The organism is Kitasatospora sp. NPDC001527 (genome assembly GCF_040298605.1).
Taxonomy (GTDB): domain Bacteria; phylum Actinomycetota; class Actinomycetes; order Streptomycetales; family Streptomycetaceae; genus Kitasatospora.
Genome location: NZ_JBEPAM010000048.1, coordinates 1 through 15,440, shown reverse-complemented (window position 1 = coordinate 15,440; position 15,440 = coordinate 1). Strand labels below are relative to the sequence as shown.

At 72.2% G+C, this 15,440-nt stretch carries 14 protein-coding genes and 1 riboswitch; of the genes, 6 read left to right on the top strand and 8 right to left on the bottom strand.

What is annotated here, in order from left to right:
- Nucleotides 1-13: 13 nt before the first annotated feature.
- On the bottom strand, nt 14-985 hold the full coding sequence (locus tag ABT238_RS31285) for a helix-turn-helix domain-containing protein (protein WP_350562762.1): 972 nt from the start codon (nt 983-985) through the stop codon (nt 14-16).
- A gap of 93 nt (nt 986-1,078) precedes the next feature.
- Between ABT238_RS31285 and ABT238_RS31280 the strand changes: the two genes are divergently transcribed.
- Together ABT238_RS31280 and ABT238_RS31275 are read left to right on the top strand one after the other, a co-directional pair.
- Nucleotides 1,079-1,438 carry a hypothetical protein gene (locus ABT238_RS31280; RefSeq protein WP_350562764.1) on the top strand — a complete coding sequence of 120 codons (360 nt, stop codon included), beginning with the start codon at nt 1,079-1,081 and terminating at the stop codon, nt 1,436-1,438.
- Nucleotides 1,381-1,875 (top strand): GNAT family N-acetyltransferase, encoded by a 495-nt coding sequence (locus tag ABT238_RS31275; protein ID WP_350562766.1) that lies wholly within the window; start codon nt 1,381-1,383, stop codon nt 1,873-1,875. The genes ABT238_RS31280 and ABT238_RS31275 overlap by 58 nt, the downstream gene beginning before the upstream one ends.
- A gap of 19 nt (nt 1,876-1,894) precedes the next feature.
- Here the strand turns inward: ABT238_RS31275 and ABT238_RS31270 are convergent, their stop codons facing one another.
- The 5 genes from ABT238_RS31270 to ABT238_RS31250 form a co-directional block, all read right to left on the bottom strand.
- Entirely contained in the window at nt 1,895-3,559 is a 1,665-nt protein-coding gene (locus tag ABT238_RS31270; RefSeq protein WP_350802192.1) for a glycosyltransferase family 39 protein, read from the bottom strand.
- A 2-nt stretch (nt 3,560-3,561) separates the two neighbouring features.
- On the bottom strand, nt 3,562-5,388 hold the full coding sequence (locus ABT238_RS31265) for an ArnT family glycosyltransferase (protein ID WP_350802191.1): 1,827 nt from the start codon (nt 5,386-5,388) through the stop codon (nt 3,562-3,564).
- Entirely contained in the window at nt 5,388-6,482 is a 1,095-nt protein-coding gene (locus tag ABT238_RS31260; protein WP_350562772.1) for a glycoside hydrolase family 26 protein, read from the bottom strand. The genes ABT238_RS31265 and ABT238_RS31260 overlap by 1 nt, the downstream gene beginning before the upstream one ends.
- On the bottom strand, nt 6,479-7,996 hold the full coding sequence (locus tag ABT238_RS31255; protein ID WP_350562809.1) for a glycosyltransferase family 2 protein: 1,518 nt from the start codon (nt 7,994-7,996) through the stop codon (nt 6,479-6,481). The genes ABT238_RS31260 and ABT238_RS31255 overlap by 4 nt, the downstream gene beginning before the upstream one ends.
- A 209-nt stretch (nt 7,997-8,205) precedes the next feature.
- A complete protein-coding gene (locus tag ABT238_RS31250) occupies nt 8,206-9,054 on the bottom strand; it encodes a hypothetical protein (protein WP_350562774.1) in 849 nt (282 codons plus the stop codon).
- Between the two features lie 451 nt (nt 9,055-9,505).
- Nucleotides 9,506-9,634: riboswitch (cobalamin riboswitch) on the top strand.
- Between the two features lie 183 nt (nt 9,635-9,817).
- Here ABT238_RS31250 and ABT238_RS31245 point away from each other — a divergent pair.
- Together ABT238_RS31245 and ABT238_RS31240 are read left to right on the top strand one after the other, a co-directional pair.
- Nucleotides 9,818-12,223 (top strand): ribonucleoside-diphosphate reductase subunit alpha, encoded by a 2,406-nt coding sequence (locus ABT238_RS31245; RefSeq protein ID WP_350562811.1) that lies wholly within the window; start codon nt 9,818-9,820, stop codon nt 12,221-12,223.
- Entirely contained in the window at nt 12,223-13,239 is a 1,017-nt protein-coding gene (locus ABT238_RS31240; protein ID WP_350562776.1) for a ribonucleotide-diphosphate reductase subunit beta, read from the top strand. The genes ABT238_RS31245 and ABT238_RS31240 overlap by 1 nt, the downstream gene beginning before the upstream one ends.
- 62 nt (nt 13,240-13,301) lie before the next feature.
- On the opposite strand, the gene ABT238_RS31235 is transcribed toward ABT238_RS31240, so the two are convergent.
- On the bottom strand, nt 13,302-13,523 hold the full coding sequence (locus tag ABT238_RS31235) for a DUF397 domain-containing protein (protein WP_350802190.1): 222 nt from the start codon (nt 13,521-13,523) through the stop codon (nt 13,302-13,304).
- Nucleotides 13,516-14,379: a helix-turn-helix domain-containing protein gene (locus ABT238_RS31230; RefSeq protein ID WP_350802205.1), complete on the bottom strand. Its 864-nt coding sequence runs from the start codon at nt 14,377-14,379 to the stop codon at nt 13,516-13,518. Before ABT238_RS31230 ends, ABT238_RS31235 begins: the two co-directional genes overlap by 8 nt.
- A gap of 231 nt (nt 14,380-14,610) precedes the next feature.
- Between ABT238_RS31230 and ABT238_RS31225 the strand changes: the two genes are divergently transcribed.
- Both ABT238_RS31225 and ABT238_RS31220 read left to right on the top strand, forming a co-directional pair.
- Nucleotides 14,611-15,042, top strand: a complete 432-nt coding sequence (locus tag ABT238_RS31225; protein WP_350802189.1) for an ATP-binding protein — start codon at nt 14,611-14,613, stop codon at nt 15,040-15,042.
- On the top strand, nt 15,039-15,311 hold the full coding sequence (locus ABT238_RS31220; RefSeq protein WP_350562784.1) for a hypothetical protein: 273 nt from the start codon (nt 15,039-15,041) through the stop codon (nt 15,309-15,311). The genes ABT238_RS31225 and ABT238_RS31220 overlap by 4 nt, the downstream gene beginning before the upstream one ends.
- The last annotated feature ends 129 nt before the right edge of the window (nt 15,312-15,440 follow it).

Sequence of the window (15,440 nt, the reverse complement as noted above, 5' to 3'; positions counted from 1 at the left end):
CGGTCCGGGTGGTTCAGACCCGGGCGGCGACCGCCGCGGCGGGCTCGGCGAAGCAACGGCGGTAGGCCAGCGGCGTGGTGCCCAGCCGGCGGCCGAAGTGGTGGCGCAGGGTGGCCGCGTTGCCGAAGCCGCAGCGGGCGGCGATCACGTCCACCGGCTCGGTGGTCGACTCCAGCATCCGCTGGGCGAGCAGCAGCCGCTGCCCGGTCAGCCAGCGGTGCGGGGTGGTGCCGGTCTCCTGGTGGAAGCGCCGGGCGAAGGTGCGCGGCGACATGTGGACCCGGGCGGCCAGCTGCTCGACGGTCGTCTCCTCGTCCAGGTGGTGGCGCAACCAGTCCAGCAGCGGGGCGAGCGACTCGCCGTCGCCCTCCGGCAGCGGCCGGTGCACGAACTGGGCCTGCCCGCCCTCCCGGTGCGGCGCCACCACCATCCGCCGGGCGATCCCCCGGGCCACCTCGGCGCCCTGCAGCTTACGCACCAGGTGCAGGCAGGCGTCGATGCCGGCCGCCGTGCCGGCGGAGGTGATCACCGGGTCGTCGTCCACGTAGAGGACGTCCGGCTCGACGGTGGTCCTCGGATGGCGGGCGGCCAGATCGGCGGTGTACCGCCAGTGCGTGGTGGCCCGGCGGCCGTCCAGCAGGCCGGCGGCACCGAGCGTGAAGGCGCCGCTGCAGATGGACAGCACCCGGGCGCCGCCGTCCACGGCCGCCCGCAGCGCCTCCAGCAGCGGCTCCGGGTACTCCCCGCGCAGCGAGGTGGCGGTGACCACCACCAGGTCGGCGGCGGCGAGCCGTTCGGGCCCGTGCGGGACGTCCACGGCGAAGCCGGCGTGGGTGCGGTGCGGGCCCGGCCGGGCGCCGGCGATCGCGAAGTCGTAGGCGGGCAGCCCGTCCTCGGTCCGGTCCAGGCCGAACACCTCGCAGGCCACGCCGAGTTCGAAGGGGTGGACGTCCTCCATGACCACGGCCACGACGTTCTTCAGCATGCCGCCAGGGTAGCCCGCCCGCTGGCAGTTTTTCGATGTGATCGGGCATTCCTGCCACTCGCCCCGGCCCGGCTCCGCGGCGAAGGTGGAGCCATGGATTCCGACACGCTCGCCAGCGCACTCGCCCTGCTCGGCGCCGTCGGCGGGTTCGGCCTGCTCGGCGCCCTGATCGGCCGCGAGGTGGCGCAGCAGAAGGCCACCGGACGCGACAACTGGCACCGTCCGGGCGGCTACCCCGACGACCCCGCGCTGCCCGACCGGCTCTACGGCACCCTGCCCGCCGCCTCGCTCCGCCCGTCCGCCGACCCCGTCACCCCCGTCACCGTCACCGCCACCGAAGCGGAGGCCCGCACCCCGCTCAGCTCCGTCCCGTGCGATTCCGGCACACTGGCCGGATGGACATCGTCATCCGCCCGGCCCGCGCCGAGGAGTTCGAGGAAGCCGGCCGCATAACCGTCGAGGCCTTCGTCGGCGACGGCTTCACCTCGCCCGGGAGCGAGTACGTGCACCGGCTGCGCGACGCCGCGACCCGGGCCGCCGAGGCCGAACTGCTCGTGGCGGTGGACACGGCCGGGGGGACGGTCCTCGGCTCCGTGACCTTCGCGGTCGGCGGCACCCGGTGGGCGGACATCGCCACCCCCGAGGAGGGCGAGATCCGGATGCTCGCCACCGCCGCGGCCGCCCGCGGGCGGGGTGCCGGCGAGGCCCTGGTACGCGCCGCGCTCGCCCGCAGCCGCGAACTCGGCCTGAGCGGCATGGCCTTCTCCACCCAGCCGGAGATGACCGCCGCGCACCGGATCTACGAGCGGGTCGGCTTCCGCCGCGCCCCGGAGCGGGACTGGTCGCCGGTCCCGGGCCTGGAGCTGATGGTCTACAGCCTGGCCTTCTGACCGCTCGCCCGGCCACCGGTCACCCGCTCTTGCGCTCCAGCAGCACCACCCGCAGGTGCGGCACGTTCTCGGTGCGGACCACGCGGAACCCGTTCAGCTCCTTGGCCAGCTTGTCCGAGACGGCGCCGAACGGCCGGCGGTCGGTGCCGGACACCAGCAGCCAGACCCGCCGGGTGCCGGCCAGGCAGCGGGCCGGCTCCTCGCACTCCAGCCCGCCGAAGCTGCCGGCCCGCTCCGGGGACACCCGCAGCAGGACGTCCGCGGGCGCCGGCCGGCCGCGCAGCTCGTAGGCCAGCGACCGGCGCAGCGAGCTGCCCGGCTCGTACACCACGCCGTCGCCCGGGCGCAGTCCCCCGCCGATCAGCCGGGCGGCGGCCCGGGCGTCCGCCTCGCCGGGCAGGTCCGCGCGCACCGACGCCTGGGCGGGCGCGGCGAGCGCGGCGGCCAGCGCGACGGCCGCCAGCAGCGGAGCCGGTCCGGCCACCCAGCGCGGCGGCGTCCCCGAGGCGGTGAACCGGGAGACCAGGCCGGGCAGCCGGCCGACCGCCTCGGCGCCCAGCAGGGCCCAGGCGGGCACCGTGAAGAGCAGGTAGCGGGCGAGGAACAGGTGCAGCCAGTGCGCGGTCCCCAGGGTCAGCAGCACCGGCACCAGGGCCCAGCAGATCAGCAGACCGGCGCCCTGCTGGCGCAGCACCAGCAGGCTCACCGCCCCCAGCACGCCCACGACCAGCAGGGTCCAGCCGAGCGCGGCGGACCCGGCCAGGTCCGTGACCAGCGCGCCGAGGTCGTCCCAGTCGCGCTCGTTCCACGCGATCTGCCCGCTCTGCCCGGCGCCGAGCAGCAGCAGCGGGCTCAGCAGCAGCACCGCCCCCGCCGAGGCCAGCGCCCACCGGCCGAGCAGCACCCAGCGGGCGCCGCCGTCGTGCGCCGCGGCCGGCGCGCGGCGGAACTCGCGGGCCACCAGCAGCAGGTGGCCGGGCAGCACCATCAGCGTCACCACATGGGTGAGCCCCATGGCGACCACGGTGAGCCCGTAGCCGGCCCAGGCGAGCAGCACGGCGCGCGGCGCGGCCGGCACCGCTCCCGGGCGGTCCTGGACCAGCCGGGTGAGCAGCAGGGTGCTGCCGACGGCCGCCAGCACGGCGAAGGCGTACGGCCGGGCGTCCTGGCCGTACCAGGTGATCGCGGGGCAGACGGCGAACAGCAGGCCCCCGAGCAGTCCGGCCCGCGGCGAGAGCAGGCGCCGGCCGAGCAGGGCCACGCAGCCGGCGGCGGCGGTCATGGCGAGCGCCGAGGGCAGTCGCAGCGCGGCCTCGGAGTCGCCCGCGACCGCGATCCACAGGTGCAGCAGCACGTAGTAGGGCGCCAGCACCAGGTCCATGTTGCCGGTCAGCGCGCCGAGGTCCGACCAGGAGAGGTCGGCCGCCCACCAGGAGGCGTGCTCGTCCCGCCAGAGCTGGCGGTCCCCGATGCCGTAGAGGCAGAGCGCCAGGGTGAGCAGCGCCGGCGGCAGGGCGACGGCGAGCGCGGCGCGCCACGGCGGGACGGCGCGCTCGCCGTCGCCCGGCGCCACCGCCGGGGCGGGCGGCGCGGCCGGGGCGGGCGGGAACGGGGGTATCGGCGGGTGGCCGGGCCGCGGCGGCAGGTTCGCCGCCCCGCCCGTCGCCTTGATCGGGGTGGTCATCGCTACTGTTTGACCCAGATCCGGTAGTACCCGGTTCCACCGACGTGTGTGAAGGGAATGCGTCCGAGCAGCCGGTAGTGCGGGCTCTGCGCGAGCGCCTCCGCCACCACCCGGTCGGTGTCCGGGGTGGCGACGCCGTCGAGCACCACCAGGTCGAACCAGCCGTCCGCGATCGCGGTCCGGTAGCCGTCGTCGCCGGTGTGCAGCGCGCCCGCCTTGTCGACGTACCCGATGCCGTAGGTGGAGGTCCACTGGCTCTGCAGGGTCAGGTCGCGGGTGTAGTAGACCGGGACGTTGTCGGCCGACGCCAGGTAGCGGCCGGTGCTGGTCACGTGCTGGCGCACCACCTCGGTCATCCGGCTGGAGTCGGGCCAGGTGTCGAACCGCCAGGTCGACTGGGTCAGCCCGAGGGCGAGCGTCACCACCCAGAGCAGGATGCCCAGTTGCGGGTGCCGGAAGTGCGGGCCGACCAGCCGGGCCAGGCCGATGCCGGCCATCGGGGCGGCGAACAGCAGGCCGAAGCCGAGGTGCTTGTAGAGCGCCACCGAGGTGTTGAGGTGCATCTGGTACGCCGGGGCGAGCAGCGCGGTGCCGGTCAGCAGCAGGCCGAGCAGGATCCGGCGGCGGCGCCCCGGGCCGGTCATCGTGCGCACCAGCGGCGACTCGTTCATCCGCCCGCGCAGCGCGTACGCGACCGCGCCGCCGACCGCGGTGACGAACACCAGGCCGCCGAACTCCACGCACTGGCGGGCCAGTTCCGTCCAGGGCTCGGTGCCGTGCGCGCGCTGGGTGGTGGTCGCCCGGACGCCCTTGAGGACATCGGTGAAGGTCATCCCCAGCCAGAGCAGGCCGCCCGCGCCGACCGCGAGCAGGACGCCGCGCAGCGCCGGCTGGCGGTTCCGGTTCCGCCGCCCGGTCAGCACCGCCAGCAGCACCAGGCTGGGCAGGTAGAGCGCGGAGGCGTACTTCAGCCCGACCGCCAGCACCGCGAACGGCGCGGCCGCCAGCACGGCGGCCGCGGGCGCCCGGTCGGTGCGCACCACGATCCAGATCGCCAGCGCGAGCAGCAGCACCGCCGGGGCGTCGTAGGTGGCGAAGAAGCCGAGCACCACGGTCGACTGGGTCACCGCGAACATCGCCGCGGCGCCGAGCGCCACCCGCTCGTTGAACAGGCGGCGGGTGAAGCCGTAGAGCAGCGAGGTCGCGCCGAGCATGCAGGCCAGGCTGAACAGCCGGACGCCGAGCATGCCGAAGTGGTTCTCCAGCACGGCGGCGGCGATCGGGTACAGGGTCGGCGCGCCGGAGAAGTAGGTGTTGTAGTCCTTCGGCACGGGGGTGTCGTAGAGCCAGTGCGAGAGCTGCGCGTGCCCGGCGTACATGTAGAGCGCCTCGTCCTGGAACGCGGTGTTCGACAGGCGGACGGACATTGCGGTCTGGATCATCAGGATGACCAGCAGCAGCCCGCGGCTGATCCAGGAGCGGCGGCGGCCGGGGTCGAGCGTCCAGCTGGCCTCGGGCACCGTCGGCAGGGTGTAGCCGGGGCCCTCGGGCCGCTCGCCGTCGGGGGCGTCGGCGTCGGGGGCGTCCGGGTCGGGACCGTCGGCGTCGGGCAGCTCGCCGCCCTCGGGCCCGTCCTCGGGCGGACCGTCCTCGGCCGGTCCGTGCTCGGCGGGGCCGTCGTTGAACCGCGCGCCGTCCTCGGGCCGTTCCTCCTGCGGGAGGGACGGCGGCGCCGGGTGGCTGCCCTCGAACCACGAGCCGCCGGTGTCGGGCACCCGGACCGGCGTCTGCTCGGCGATGCGGTTGCGGGGCGTGGGGATGGACGTCATCAGGGGCTCTTCACATCGAAGCTGTAACGGCCGTCGGAGACCGCCTGTTTGAAGGCGTTCTGGGACTGCGGGTCGCCCTCGATCCGCCAGTCGACCTCCTTGTTGAGGTTGAACCAGATGAAGCCCAGGCAGTCCGGACGCTTGATCACGTTCGCGGCGAGGTTGTAGATGTCGGACACCTTGCGGGTGCCCGGTTCGGAGCCCGTCTCGGCGATGATCCACGGCTTGTTGGTGAAGGTGCGGATCTGGGTGAGGGTGGGCGTGTAGAGGGTGTCGAAGGTGCCGGCTTCCAGGTGGGTGTAGTAGGCGACGATGCCCACCCAGTCGACGTAGGTGTCGCCGGGGTAGTACGGCTTGAGCGCCACCGTCGGCACCGGGTTGATGCTGTTCGGGCTCCAGACCCAGATCACCTGGCCGGCGCCGAGCTGGGTGAAGACGTCGTGCAGGTGCTGGTAGGCCGCGACGAAGTCGGCCGGCGTGGTCGTCTTGGTGCCCCAGTCGTACCAGGTGCCGTTGAACTCGTGGGCGAAGCTGATCGCGACCGGCACGTTGGTGTTGCGCACGGCCGCCGCGTAGCGCTTGATGTAGTCGTCGTGCTTGCCCGCCGCGATGTCGGCCAGCGGCGTCTTGTACGGCTCCCAGGCGATGAACGGCAGCGCGCCGCCCCGCCAGGCGTTGGTCACGCCGTTGACGTCGTACTCGTCGCCCCAGCCCGAGTAGTACTCGACGATGTTCGGCCGCTTGCCGATCCGGCCGGCGAACTCGTCCACGCCGGCCATCGACGCCGGGGCGCCGTCCACGGCCACGCCCAGGTACTTCTTGGCCGGCTTGAGCAGCGGGCGGACGTCGTAGGGCAGCGCGGCGTCGGGGGTGGCGGTCCTGGTCGGCGGGGCCGGGGCGGCGCCGGACGGGCTCCCGGAGGCCGTGCCCCCCTCGGAGGGCGCGGCGGGAGCGGCCGCCGCGGGCCCCAGCGGCTTCTCGGCGAGCAGGTCGCAGGCCGCCAGCGGCAGCACCAGCAGGGCCGCCGCGAGGGCGCGGAACAGTGCGGCACGCACCCGGCGGCCGGCGCCGGGCGTGCGGGTGGGGAGGCTCATGCCACGGCGTCCTGGGATCGGGGCTGGATGAGGATGCGGCCGACCGTCACCGCGTAGAACAGGCCCGAGGAGAGCACCAGGGCGAAGTCCAGCGGGTACAGCGTGAACATCCGGTAGACCGCCGCGACCACCCAGACCAGCGCGGTGCCGCCGCCCCAGACCACGACGCCGGCCCAGAACCGCCGCTGCCGGTTCTTGGCCTTGCTGGAGCCGGTCGGCTGCCAGCCGCGCTGGCGGCCCCGGACCAGGTCCCAGACCGCGAAGAAGTGCGCCCAGCCGTACATCATCCGGCCCGCCCAGGCCTCCAGCCGGTAGGGCGCCCGGTGCCAGAGCGGGAAGATCAGGGTGGCGTACACCAGGCTGGGGAGGACCAGGACCAGGTGCTGGACCTGCAGCAGGTCCGGCCGCCACAGCAGCAGCATGATCGGCAGCATCGGCAGCGCGAAGGTCAGCAGCGCGGTGTGGATGTAGTAGAGGAACCCGGATATGTAACAGAGCCGGGTGGTGAAGTCGAGCTTGGTGTGCCAGAACTTGCGGCTGGTCATCAGCGACATCGAGCCCATGCACCAGCGGTACTGCTGGTTCTGGAACGCCGGGGCGTTGTCCGGGCAGACGCCGGTGGACAGGGCCACGGGTATGTACTGCAGGTCCCAGCCGAGGGCCCGCAGGTCGAAGCCGGTGTGCACGTCCTCGGAGTGGGCGATCAGCGTGGTGCCGCCGTTCTCCACCAGCGCGGCCCGCCGGTAGACCGCACAGCTGCCGACGCAGATCGCGCCGTCGTTGCGCTGCCGGGCGACCTGGACCGAGCGGTAGAAGAGCTCCTGGATGGCACCGGCCCCGCGCTCGATCCAGTTCTGCGAGTCCAGCACCCGGAAGAACTGCGGCGACTGGACGATGCCCAGCTTCGGGTCCCGCTGCAGGTACGGCAGCACCTCGTGCAGCAGGTCGTGCCGGGGCGCGAAGTCGGCGTCCAGGATGAGGATGAACTCGCCGTCCGAGCGGCCGAACCCGTAGTGCAGGTTGCCGGCCTTCTTGAACCAGCCGCGGTTCTCCCGCACCCCGTACCGGAAGCCGAAGTCCGCGGCCATCGCCTCGACCTCCGGGCTCGCGGCGTCGTCCAGGACGTACGGCATGACCAGGCCCGGGTAGTGCTCGGCCATCTTGCGCACGTACGTCCAGGTGTTGTGCAGCACCTCGATCGGCTCGCCGCAGACCGGGAGGAAGACGTCCACCGTCGGGTACTCGGCGGGGTTCCACTTCCGGACCAGCCGGCGGTGCTCCTTGACGTCGAAGTTGGGCGTGAAGCTGTTCACGCGCAGCGACACCACGTAGTAGACGACGGTGAAGAACAGGAACGGCACGCAGAGCCAGAACCACGATCCCAACGAGTACAGCTCGGCCTGGCTGAGCACCAGGCATCCGAAGCTCACCATCGAACAGAGGGTCAGCACCCACTGGTGCCGGATGGTGTAGCTGTACTTCTCCTGCGAAGTGGGCGGCGCCGGCAGCAGCATCGCCGGAACGGACTCGCCCGTTCCGCGTCTGCGGCCCGCCGCTCTGCGCCGTCTGCTGGTCGCATTGACGGCAGCGCTCACCGCGCGGTACCTCCTGCTCGCTGATTCCCCGTCCGGGCGGCCGCGGGGGGCGCCTTCCTCCCCCGAGGGCGGTCATCCTATCCGACCGCTCCGCGCCGCCCGTCCGGGGCACCCACCCCGCCCGGGGGTCAGCCGGTGCGGCTGCCCCGGGCCAGCAGGACGTCCTTGGTGCGATCCGCCAGCGGGCCGGCGGCGGCCGCGGCGAGCTGGTCGCTCTGGTCCGCGCCCTGCTTCAGCGAGCCGGCCACCGTGAAGTAGCCGAAGCGGCCGATCGCCGCGTGCGTCTCGGCGCAGCCGGACTTGTCGGTCACGCAGAACATCGCGACCCCGGTACCGGACAGACCCTGGATCAGGCCCGCGTGCCGGCCGAGCGCCCGGTCCGCGCCGGCCTTGTTGTCGAAGACCGCGACGCCGACGGTGACGGCGCTCTCGCCGTTGACGTAGGTCGCGCGGACCACCGTCCGGCAGGTGTCGTCGCCGAGCGCGAGGCCGAGGCCGCCGGTGGTCGCCTTGGAGCAGGGGGCGGTCGCGCCGGTCACCTGACGGGTCCACACCTTGCCGTCGATGGTGCGGGTCTGGTCCGGGAACAGCGTCGCCGCGTCGACCGGCAGCTTGTCGGTGGCGGCGTCGGAGATGACCGCCAGCGCCTGCTCGGTGGGCGTGGCCGTGACGGACGGGCTGCCGGCCGTGGACGTGCTCGCGTTCGGCTTGGGGTCGTCACCGCCCTTGTCGCGGCCGTTGATCCACACCCCGGCCCCGACGATGCCGCCGACCACGACGAGAGCCGCGATCACGGCGCCGATCCCCAGCCGCTTGCGGCGGCGCGACTCGGAGGCGTGCCGGTCCGCCATCGCGTTCCAGTCCGGCTCCCTCGGCACCTGCTGCTGGGCGCTCTGCTGCGGCCACGGGGCGAACTGGGCCGGCCCACCGGCCGCCGCCTGGGGCTGCGGGGGTCCTGGCTGCGGCTGGGGCTGCACGGGACCGGGCTGAGGTCCGGGCTGCGGCCCCGGCTGGGGCCCCGGCTGCGGGTACGGCACCGCGCCGGACGGCACGTGCGGCGCCACGGGAGGCTGGCCCTGCGGCGGCACCCCCGCCCCGGGCTGGACGTACGGCGTCGCAGGCGGCCCGAAGCCGCCTGGCGGCGGCACCGGCGGCTGCCCCGGCTGCGGCGCCTGCCCCGGCGTGCCAGGCTGCTGACCCTGCTCCGGCGGCACGGCCCTACCGGCCCAGTCCCCCGCAGCGCCCGTTCCCTCGCTCATGTGCCGAGATCGTAGGGCATGCACCGGACGAGGGATCGATCCGGTGACCAATCCGTTTCAGAACCCGGCCCGCCACGGGCACCGCAGGCCCCGTCCCCGTACCACTGGTCATCGGAGCAACACGCCACGCTGCACTACATGTGGTGTCGCATCCAGCAAGCACCACTAGATGTATGCTCACTCCTGCTGTCGACGCAGGGGAACCCGGTGTGACTCCGGGACTGCCCCGCAGCGGTGTGCGGCCGCCTTCCCCAGGTGCGCCGCGAGTCCGAGTGCCTGCCGACGGCGTGCCGACGCCTCCCCGCAGAGGCCATGGCACCAGCACCACCTTCCGGGCCTCGCGGGCGGGCCGGGGACGACACGCGCGCGGCGCCTCCGGGCCCGCGCGGCGGTCTCCCCTGCCCCGAACGGCCCGGCCCCGAGCCACCGCCGTCGACCGCCGCCAGGAGAGAGCGCCTTGACCACCGCTGCCTCAGCCACCCTGCCCGCCCAGGGTTCCAGCTCCGCCCCCGCCGACCCGACGGTCTCCGACCCCGGCGGTGCGCTCCTGCGCCTCCTGACCGACCGCAGCGCCGACCTCCCCCAGGTCGACCCCGGCCATGTCGCCGCCGCCGCGCTCCGCGGCCGCCACGCCGGCTCGGACTTCGCCGAGCTCCGCGGGCTGGCCGTCGACGCCGCCGCCTCGATGATCGCCGAGGACCCGCAGTACTCGAAGCTCGCGGCCCGGCTGCTGGCGCTGGAGATCGTGGACGAGGCGGCGAGCCAGGGCGTGGTCTCGTTCTCCACCTCGATCGCGGTCGGCCACGCCGAGGGCCTGATCGGTGACACCACCGCCGCCTTCGTCGCCAAGCACACCGCCGCCCTGGACGCCCTGGTCGACCCGGCCGGCGACGACCGCTTCGAGTACTTCGGCCTGCGCACCGTGCAGTCCCGGTACCTGCTGCGCCACCCGATCACCCGCAAGGTCGTCGAGACCCCGCAGTACTTCCTGCTCCGCGTCGCCTGCGGCCTGGCGGTCGGCGACACCGAGCAGTCGGTCGCCGAGGTCGCCGAGCTGTACCGCCTGATGAGTCGGCTGGAGTACCTGACCTCCTCGCCGACCCTCTTCAACTCCGGCACCCGGCACCCGCAGATGTCCAGCTGCTACCTGCTGGACTCCCCGCTGGACAACCTGGACTCGATCTACTCCCGGTACGCGCAGATCGCCCGCCTGTCCAAGCACGCCGGCGGCATCGGCCTGTCCTACTCCCGGATCCGCTCGCGCGGCTCGCTGATCCGCGGCACCAACGGTAAGTCCAACGGCATCGTGCCGTTCCTGCGCACCCTCGACTCCTCGGTCGCCGCCGTCAACCAGGGCGGCCGCCGCAAGGGCGCGGCCTGCGTCTACCTGGAGACCTGGCACGCGGACATCGAGGAGTTCCTGGAGCTGCGCGACAACACCGGCGAGGAGGCGCGCCGCACCCACAACCTCAACCTGGCGCACTGGATCCCGGACGAGTTCATGCGCCGGGTCAACGCCAACGCGGACTGGTCGCTGTTCTCCCCCGCCGACGTCCCCGAGCTGGTCGACCTGTGGGGCGAGGAGTTCGACGAGGCCTACCTCAAGGCCGAGCTGGCCGGCAAGGCCGTGCGCACCATCCCCGCGCAGACCCTCTACGCCCGGATGATGCGCACCCTGGCGCAGACCGGCAACGGCTGGATGACCTTCAAGGACGCCTCCAACCGCGCCGCCAACCAGACCGCGCTGCCCGGCCGCACGGTGCACTCCTCCAACCTCTGCACGGAGATCCTGGAGGTCACCGACGACTCCGAGACCGCCGTCTGCAACCTCGGCTCGGTCAACCTCGGCGCCCACGTCGCCGACGGCGCGTCGGCCGACGACCTGCTGAACGCGCTGGACTGGGAGCGCCTGGACGCCACCGTCCGCACCGCCGTCACCTTCCTCGACCGCGTGGTGGACATCAACTTCTACCCGACCCCCGAGGCCGGCGCCTCCAACTCCCGCTGGCGGCCGGTGGGCCTGGGCGTGATGGGCCTGCAGGACGTCTTCTTCAAGCTGCGGATCGACTTCGACTCCGCCGAGGCCGCGCGGCTGTCCACGCTCATCGCCGAGCGCATCATGCTCACCGCCTACGAGCGCTCCGCCGACCTGGCCGAGCAGCTGGGCCGCCACGAGGCCTACGGCGAGACCCGCGCCGCCCGCGGCGAGCTGCACATCGACCACTTCCCGACGGCCGCGCCGGAGTGGGCCGACCGCTGGGCCGCGCTGCGCACCCGGATCGCCGAGACCGGCCTGCGCAACTCGCTGCTGCTCGCGATCGCGCCGACCGCGACCATCGCGTCCATCGCCGGTGTCTACGAGTGCATCGAGCCGCAGGTCTCCAACCTGTTCAAGCGCGAGACCCTCTCCGGTGAGTTCCTCCAGGTCAACCCGTACCTGGTGCGCGACCTCAAGGAGCTGGGCGTCTGGGACCAGCAGACCCGTGACGCGCTGCGCGACGCCAACGGCTCGGTGCAGGAGCTCGGCTGGCTGCCCGCCGAGGTCCGCTCGCTGTACCGCACCGCCTGGGAGCTGCCGCAGCGCGCGCTGATCGACCTGGCCGCGGCCCGCATGCCGTACATCGACCAGAGCCAGTCGCTGAACCTGTTCATGGCGGCGCCGACCATCGGCAAGCTCAGCTCGATGTACGCCTACGCGTGGAAGGTCGGTCTGAAGACCACCTACTACCTGCGCTCGCGCCCGGCCACCCGGATCGCCCAGGCCGCGTCCGGCACCGCCCGCGCCGCCGCCCCGGTGCCCGTGAACGCCCCCACCATGACCCAGGCCGAGCAGGACGCCATCGCCTGCTCCCTGGAGAACCCCGAGTCCTGCGAGGCCTGCCAGTAATGTCCGACGACGACCGCAAGATGCTGCTCGACCCCGGCTTCGAGCTGACGCTGCGCCCGATGCGCTACCCGTCGTTCTACGACCGGTACCGCGACGCGATCAAGAACACCTGGACCGTCGAGGAGGTGGACCTGCACTCCGACGTCGCCGACCTGGCCAAGCTCAGCGAGGGCGAGCGCCACCTCATCGGCCGGCTGGTCGCCTTCTTCGCCACCGGGGACTCGATCGTCTCCAACAACGTGGTGCTGAGCCTGTACAAGCACATCAACTCCCCGGAGGCCCGGCTCTACCTGAGCCGGCAGCTGTTCGAGGAGGCCGTGCACGTCCAGTTCTACCTGACGCTGCTGGACACCTACCTGCCCGACCCGGAGGACCGCAACGCGGCCTTCGCCGCGGTGGAGAACATCCCCTCCATCCGCCAGAAGGCCCAGTTCTGCTTCAAGTACATGAACGCGGTCGACCACATCGACTCGCTGCAGACCAAGGAGGACCGCCGCGCGTTCCTCCTGAACCTGATCTGCTTCGCGGCGTGCGTCGAGGGCCTGTTCTTCTACGGCGCGTTCGCCTACGTGTACTGGTTCCGGAGCCGGGGTCTGCTGCACGGCCTGGCGACCGGCACCAACTGGGTGTTCCGCGACGAGTCCATGCACATGGACTTCGCGATGTCGGTGGTCGACACCGTCCGCGAGGAGGAGCCCGACCTCTTCGACGAGGAGATGGCCAAGCAGGTCACGGAGATGCTGGAGGAGGCCGTCGAGGCCGAGCTCCAGTTCGCCCAGGACCTCTGCGGTGACGGCCTCCCCGGCATGAACACCGAGTCGATGCGCGAGTACCTCCAGGCCGTGGCCGACCAGCGTCTGGCCCGTCTGGGCCTGCCGATCCGGTACGGCTCGACGAACCCGTTCGGCTTCATGGAGCTGCAGAACGTCCAGGAGCTGACCAACTTCTTCGAGCGCCGGGTCTCCGCGTACCAGGTCGCCGTCGAGGGCTCGGTCTCCTTCGACGACGACTTCTAGGAACAGAAGACGACAAAGAGGTGCCCCGCACGGCCACAGCCGCGCGGGGCACCTCTGCTGTGTCAGCCGCCCGGAAACTCCCCACCCTTGACCCCAGCCAGGAACGAAGCCCAAGCATCAGCCTCGAACAGCAACGCCGGCCCACCCGGATCCTTCGAGTCACGCACCGGCACAGCATCGGCCACACCACCGGCCACCTCTACACAGTTGCTCTGCGCGCCAGAGTATGAGGACTTCCGCCAGATCAGGTCAGCAGTGGCCGAACCCTGAGGGATGCTACTCATCGCTGTGATTTCCCTTCGCGATGCGCTTGATGAGCGCGATTGACTCCTTGCGCGGCAGGGCTTCGGCCAGCGCCCGCCGGAACAGGTTGGAGTAGTTGAAGACTTCTCCCGGCTCCTCGATGTAGAGCGTGCTGAGGAGGCTGTCCACATAGACGACGTCCGTCTCGGTGCTCTCGGGGAAGCTGAGGATCACCAGCGGACCGAACAGCGCGGCATGAACGTCCGATTCCTCCGGCAACACCTGGATATTGATGTTCGGCTGGTCCGCCATGGTGACCAGGTAGTCGAGCTGCTCCCGCATCACCACCCGACCACCGATCTGGTGCTTCAGCGCGGACTCCGATAGCACAACCCATAGCCGAAGCGGAGATTCGCGTGTGAGCACCGACCGCCTCTCCAACCGGACCTTCGTCAGCCGCTCCACCTGCTCGACGCTGGCGTCCTCTATCTGCGCCCGGACCACGGCCCGGGTGTAATCCTCCGTCTGCAAGAGGCCCGGGATCAGGAAGGTCTCCACGCTGTAGGCGTCGGAGGCATCGGCCTCCAGCGAGATGTAGTCGGCGTACAGAGGCGAGAGGGTGTCGGAATACCTGTCCCACCACCCACGCAGGCGCCCGTCCCGGGACAAGTCCTCCAGTTGGCTGCGCTTCGCCTGCTCCGTCATCCCGTAGAGGTCGAGCAACAGCCTGAGATCCACAAGCCTGATGCCGGACTGGGCAGCCTCGATCCGACTGATCTTGCTCTCGGCGCAGGCCAGCTGTCTGGCCGATTGAGCGATCGTCATACCCGCAGCAAGCCGCAACTCCTTGAGAGTTCGAGCGAGCCTCCGCTGTCGGACCGTCGGATTCCTGTTCACCGGCACGCGTGACCTCCCAGCGTCTGTGCGCTGTCAGTCTGCCGCCCCCGGCCCGCGACAACAATCTTTGATCACTTCCAAAGTGGGGACTTGCACTTTGGAAGTCCCCAGTAGCATGCTACTCAACGTAGTCCGCCCTTCGACACGTTGTGATGATGGCGGGCCATTCACCGGGCATCCCCATGCCTGCTTCAGCTGCTGTCACCCAGACCGACCAGAGGTGGCTCCGCCATGCCTGAAACCGTCTCCCCCACCCCCGCCGAGCGGACCTGCTGGCTGCCCCGGCACCGCAAGTCGCCCCGCCTCGCCCGGCAGGAGCTCCGCTCCTTCCTCCTCCCCCTCCCCTCCGGCGAACTCCTCCTCCCCAGCGGCGAGCTGCTGGTCAGCGAGCTCGTCACCAACGCCGTCCAGCACGCCCGCACCCCCCGAGACCGGCTGATCTACGTCCGCTTCCACCTCGCCCCCGACCTCACCCTCCGGATCGAGGTGCACGACGCGGACAACGAGAAGCCCGCCCTCCGCACCGCCTCCGACGCCGACGAGGCCGGCCGCGGCCTGCTGCTCGTCCACGAGTTGGCGACCCAGTGGGGCTACTGCCCCCGCGTCGGCGGCGTCGGCAAGTTCGTCTGGTGCCACGTCTCCCCCGACCCGGCCTCCGCGTGAGCGCCGTCCGGGCCGGGATCTCGGGCATCATGCTGCCCGCCGTCTTCCCGAGCCTCGACCACGCGCTCCCCGTGCTCTGGGAGCGCGTCCGCCCGCTCCCGATCCGCGCCGCCCACCGCGACTTCATCCGCATCTGCATCGGCCCGGGCAGCGGCGACGGCATCGCCCGCTGCCTCGCCCGGGGCGGCCCCTGGAGCGTCACCCTCTACGTCGGCGAACTCGCCAGCTGGACCGCCCACCCGATCACCATCACCACCCACCACCCCTGAGCTCTGCCCAAGCACTGGTGCCCCGCGCGGCCACACCCCCGCGGGGGCCCACCCGCGGTTGAGCGGCCCGGGAAAACCCCCCCCCTGTCCCCCGCCCGGGACCAAGCCCCACCCACACCCCCGCACAGC